Genomic DNA, 268 nt, shown 5'->3' with positions numbered 1-268 from the left:
TTTGGCTCCGTACGCAGCTCCAGATTGAGCAAAGTTGATGCGCATAATTTCTCCATCAAGCTGCCCCGTCCGCGGGTTACGAACGCGGAACTCTGTGCCGAAGCTTTCAATTCCATTATCCATCTGCAAGTTGTTGATGCAGCCAAAGCCGGAATTATCAAAAAGAACAATATTTATTTTAATTCCTTCTTGAATGCTCGTTACCAGCTCACTATGAAGCATTAAGTAGCTTCCGTCTCCTACCATTGCATACACTTCTTTATCCGGC

At 44.8% G+C, this 268-nt stretch carries 1 protein-coding gene; it reads right to left on the bottom strand.

Features of this window, described 5'->3' with window-relative positions; genetic code table 11:
- A partial coding sequence (locus F1003_RS18795) for a thiamine pyrophosphate-dependent enzyme (RefSeq protein WP_235898420.1) occupies nt 1–268 on the bottom strand: 268 nt, incomplete at both ends.

Source organism: Winogradskyella ouciana (genome assembly GCF_009709615.1).
GTDB classification, from domain to species: Bacteria; Bacteroidota; Bacteroidia; order Flavobacteriales; family Flavobacteriaceae; genus Winogradskyella; species Winogradskyella ouciana.
Note: the sequence above shows the minus strand (reverse complement) of the source record. Positions and strands in the feature narration are given on the sequence as shown.